This is a genomic window from Alteromonas sp. CyTr2 (assembly GCF_947311905.1).
Classification (GTDB): domain Bacteria; phylum Pseudomonadota; class Gammaproteobacteria; order Enterobacterales; family Alteromonadaceae; genus Alteromonas; species Alteromonas macleodii.
In genome coordinates, this window is sequence record NZ_CAMZMZ010000068.1 from 1 (window position 1) to 4,811 (window position 4,811).

A 4,811-nucleotide genomic window follows, 5' to 3' on the forward strand; every position below is an offset into this window, starting at 1 on the left:
TGGAGCGGGAAACGAGATTCGAACTCGCGACCCCGACCTTGGCAAGGTCGTGCTCTACCAACTGAGCTATTCCCGCAACAAAAGAGGTACTTCGTTTGAAGTGGTGCGCATTTTACAAAAATTTTGGGGTAACGCAACCTTTAATTCTACTTTTTTTGCACCTCAATGTTTGAATGCTTAAATCGTAAACACTTTCTCACGATAATAACGCATTTCTTCAATAGACTCGCGAATATCATCTAACGCCAGGTGTACGCCTTTCTTTTCGAAACCATCTAAAATTTCAGGCTTCCAGCGGCGCGTCAGCTCTTTTATTGTACTTACGTCAATATTTCTGTAGTGGAAGTAAGCTTCAAGTTCGGGCATGTACTTAACCATGAAGCGTCTGTCTTGCCCAATGGTGTTTCCACACAGAGGTGACTTGCCTGCATCTACCCATTGCTCTAAAAAGGCAATGGTCTGCGCCGATGCTTCTTCTACGCTTATCTTACTTTCTCGGCAGCGCGCGGTTAGCCCACTTTCTCCATGAACTCGTGTACACCACTCGTCCATATTGTTTAGCACGTCATCACTTTGATGTACCGCTATTACGGGGCCTTCAGCCAATATGTTTAGTTGTGCATCGGTAACAATGGTCGCAATTTCCATTACTACACAGGTTTCAGGATCTAACCCTGTCATTTCCATGTCTATCCAAACAAGGTTACTGTCGTGTTTACTCATTACTTTCCTCTTTGCGCTACAGACATGGCAACCATGCCCTACAAACGGTATTATTGACATAGTATACGTGAAACTAGAAAAGAATCGTGGCGAAAAAACCAAAACTTACACAACGACAGAAACGACAAGTTGCAGCAAATAGAAGCAAGCGCTTGCGTGAAAAGCACGCGTCAAAGGGCGCGGCGAACCTTGATGAAAGCACGCTAGAAAGCGGTACGGTAATTGGTCGCTTTGGTAAACACGCCGACGTTGAAGACGCAAACGGCGCAGTATCTCGCTGCCACATTCGCCGCACGGTAGACTCTGTAGTGTGTGGTGACAAGGTGTTTTTCAGTAAAGGGGATGACGCTGAGTCAGGTGTAAGTGGGGTTATTGAAGTTGTAAAAGACAGGCACTCCGTCCTGACTCGCCCAGATTATTACGACGGTATTAAACCCATTGCCGCGAATATCGACCGTATTATAGTGGTTAGCGCTATTTTACCCACCCTTTCACTGAATATTATCGACCGTTATCTCGTTGCCTGTGAAGACATAGGCATCACGCCGCTGATTGTCCTTAATAAAGTAGAATTGCTCAGTGAAGAGGAACGCGCAACCGTCACAGAGCAGCTTAAGACGTACGAAAACTTAGGCTACGAAGTGCTTTTCACCAGTTGCAAAACCGGTGAAGGCATTAGCAAACTCAATGAATACCTTAACGATAACATCAGCGTTTTCGTAGGGCAATCCGGCGTAGGTAAATCGAGCCTTATAAACCAAGTTCTGCCAGACGCCGATGAATTAACCGGCGATATTTCAGATAACTCGGGACTAGGTCAACATACAACGACGGCGGCCAAATTGCTTCACTTGCCAGCCGGCGGTGATTTGATTGATTCCCCAGGAGTACGTGAATTTGGCTTGTGGCACATTCCTACCGAACGTATTACATGGGGCTTTATTGAGTTCAGAGATTATTTGGGCGGCTGCAAATTCAGAGACTGCAAGCACTTAAATGATCCGGGGTGCTTACTAAGAGAAGCTGTAGAAGAAGGAAAAATTAGCGCAGAACGCTTCGACAGCTACCATAGAATATTAACCACCATGGAAGAGCAGCGCCCTAGTCACAGCCAGCCTCCCGGGGCATAACAACTGCCACTAGGTTTCAACCTCACTGGAGCGCTAAACTCGTTGGAGCGACCGAAGAAGTACACGCACTACTTACGCGTAATAGCCGTCACTAACTCGGCGATTTATTCTTTTGGTGTGAACCACGTGCTTATGCTTTTGTGTAAGCACTCATAACCCTAAAGTTGCTCTTAATACCACGACTTACTATACAATAACGCTATCTATGCAATGCGTTATTGCTTGCATAAAAGAAACGGAGATATTTTGTGTTAGATTGGCTTAAAGTTAATTTACAATACGTTACACCAAAGCACCTGCTTTCACGCCTTGTAGGCAAACTTGCAGAAGCAGAAATGGGTAGTGTTACGACATTTTTCATCAAGGCGTTTATTAAGCAATACAATGTTGATATGTCAGAAGCGCTGCATGAGGAACCAGAGCATTATAGAAGCTTTAATAAGTTCTTCACACGCCCGCTTAAACCTGAAGCGCGCACCATTGACGAAAACGATGACGTACTAATCCATGCTGTTGACGGTACGGTAAGTCAGTTTGGCGATATCCGTAGCGACAGTATTTTTCAGGCGAAAGGCCATGACTTTAGCCTAACTACATTATTAGGTGGCAAGCCTGATGTAGCTGCGCCATTTAAAAACGGTAAGTTTGCTACCATTTATCTTGCCCCTCGTGATTATCACAGAATTCACATGCCTGTTGAGGGCACGCTTACTGATATGCTGTATGTGCCGGGCGAACTTTTTTCGGTAAATCCTCTTACAGCACAAAATATTCCAGGTCTGTTTGCACGTAATGAACGCGTTGTGGCGCTGTTCGACACGCCTGTAGGCAAAATGGCGATGGTGCTTGTGGGCGCTACCATAGTGGCAAGCATTGAAACTGTCTGGGCTGGCACGGTTACGCCACCTGCGGGTAAAAACGTTCAGCACTGGTCATATGAAAAAGACAGTGAAGCAGCAGTTTTCCTTGAAAAAGGTGCCGAGCTAGGCCGCTTCAAGCTAGGTTCGACCATTGTGGTGTGTTTCGAAAAAGACATGATTGATTTTGAAGACCTCGCCCCTGGTATGGTTACACGCCTTGGTGAGCCTATGGCGCTTAAATCAACCGCACAGGCTACGGCTAAAGATACGCACGTTAGCGATAAATCAGCCAGTGACGAAAAGAGCGAGGCTTCGTCAGAGGGCGCTGACAGCTAATTTATGGATGCTGTTAAAAAAAGCCTGATCTCACTTCATTTCACGGTAATTTTACTTGGTGGTACAGCCCTTTTCTCTCGGCTTGTACCACTTAGCGCCAGTGATATCACTCTTGTTCGTTCGGTATTTGCCTGTATAGCGTTGTTTGCCTTTTTGAAATTGGCGAAGAACAAAATAAAGCTGAATTCAAAAAAAGACTACGGCGTTGCCCTCGGTTTAGGCGTGCTGATGGCACTGCACTGGGTCACCTATTTTGCCGCCATGCAATATGCTGGGGTGTCTGTTGGCATGATTGCCCTTTTTACCTTTCCTGTAATCACGGTACTTATCGAGCCTTTTTTTGAGCGGGTAAGGCTGGTCTGGCAGGATATCGTATCTACCGTTACGGTGGTCGTTGGCGTTTATTTAATAGTGCCCGAAACGTCACTGGAAAATGACATTACCCTTGGTGTTCTTATTGGTATTGCCTCCGCCATCTTGTATTCGTTTAGAAACCTTATTCATCGTAAGCACTTTAAGCACTACAGCGGTGCGCAGGCCATGGCGTGGCAAACCTTGGTTATCAGTATTTTAATGCTGCCGGTAGGCAGTGCAGCAATAACCTCAGCGTCTACTAGTTCTTGGCTAATGCTATTGTTTTTAGGTACCGTATTTACTGCGCTTCCTCATGCACTTATTGCTGCGAGCCTACGTCACCTTAGGGCAAAAACGTTTTCGCTCATAGCCTGCATGCAGCCTCTTTATGGCGTTTTCCTTGCTATTATTCTGCTTAACGAAAAACCTGGTTTAAGTGCGTTGTTAGGTGGAATTCTTATTACGTCAGCATCAGTTTATGAAACGCTCAACACGCATAAGTTGCATAATGCAAAAGATGATTAAGCCGTGTTGTGATCTTTAAGGAAGAAATGTCTATGCTCATTTTTGCTCACCGAGGTGCCAGTAAAGCCGCCCCAGAAAACACAGTAAAGGCATTTAAACTGGCTTTCGAACAACGTGCCGATGGCATTGAGTTTGATACCTATCAGCACGAAAGCGACATTATTGTTTTTCACGATAGAACACTTACGCGCAGAGCACGGGAATCCGGCTATTTACTTGACGTACCGTGGCAATCCCTTACAGAAATGGACATTGGGGATGGAGAGCGCATACCGACCCTGACCGAAACACTGAATTGTGTTCCAAAAGACAAGTGGTGCAATATTGAGATAAAACACTTACGCGACGTAGACAGCTGGGTTAAAGACGTTAAAGCGGCGGTACAGCAAAGCGGCATTAATGCTGAAAAGCTACTTATCTCTTCATTTAACCATCACTGGCTTCAAGCTATTGCGCTTAAGTGGCCCGAAGTGAAGATCGGCGCCTTATCTGCAAGCTACGAGCTTGACTGTACGGCGAGCGCCCGGGCTCTGAACGCTTATTCCGTAAACATTGCATTAGACGCCGTTGATAAGCAGTTTGTGCAAACGGCGCAGCAAGACGGATTTGACGTATTCGTTTATACCGTAGATGAGCCGAGAGACATGCTTATGCTTAACGAGTGGGGAGTGACGGGCATATTCACTAACGTGCCCGATGTAGCGCTTAGTGTGTTGTCGCATTAACCCCTACTTTTTCAATGCGAAAAGTCTGTAGAACGCGTATCTGATACAGACTCACACTATAAAAAAAACGAGCCATTGGCTTAATGCCAGTCAGTTAAGCTGACTGGCATTTTTCTTTGTGGGGTATTTAGTCGGTCTTTTCCTCACTACTCTGGGGT

At 45.7% G+C, this 4,811-nt stretch carries 5 protein-coding genes and 1 tRNA gene; 4 read left to right on the forward strand and 2 right to left on the reverse strand.

All coding sequences use genetic code 11. The features are described from left to right. Both QME20_RS19455 and orn read right to left on the reverse strand, forming a co-directional pair. Positions 1 to 76 (reverse strand) — tRNA-Gly (locus tag QME20_RS19455). Positions 77 to 177: 101 nt separating this feature from the next. Beyond that, on the reverse strand, positions 178 to 723 hold the full coding sequence (orn, locus tag QME20_RS19460; RefSeq protein WP_014948078.1) for an oligoribonuclease: 546 nt from the start codon (positions 721 to 723) through the stop codon (positions 178 to 180). An 86-nt stretch (positions 724 to 809) separates the two neighbouring features. Between orn and rsgA the strand changes: the two genes are divergently transcribed. From rsgA to QME20_RS19480, 4 genes are all read left to right on the forward strand, one after another. Further along, positions 810 to 1,853 (forward strand): small ribosomal subunit biogenesis GTPase RsgA, encoded by a 1,044-nt coding sequence (gene rsgA / locus QME20_RS19465; RefSeq protein ID WP_281716504.1) that lies wholly within the window; start codon positions 810 to 812, stop codon positions 1,851 to 1,853. 248 nt (positions 1,854 to 2,101) lie between these two features. Beyond that, positions 2,102 to 3,049: an archaetidylserine decarboxylase gene (gene asd, locus QME20_RS19470; protein ID WP_281716505.1), complete on the forward strand. Its 948-nt coding sequence runs from the start codon at positions 2,102 to 2,104 to the stop codon at positions 3,047 to 3,049. 3 nt (positions 3,050 to 3,052) lie between these two features. Then, positions 3,053 to 3,928, forward strand: a complete 876-nt coding sequence (locus QME20_RS19475) for a DMT family transporter (protein WP_281716506.1) — start codon at positions 3,053 to 3,055, stop codon at positions 3,926 to 3,928. Between the two features lie 32 nt (positions 3,929 to 3,960). After that, on the forward strand, positions 3,961 to 4,653 hold the full coding sequence (locus QME20_RS19480) for a glycerophosphodiester phosphodiesterase (RefSeq protein WP_168533884.1): 693 nt from the start codon (positions 3,961 to 3,963) through the stop codon (positions 4,651 to 4,653). Positions 4,654 to 4,811: the final 158 nt, after the last annotated feature.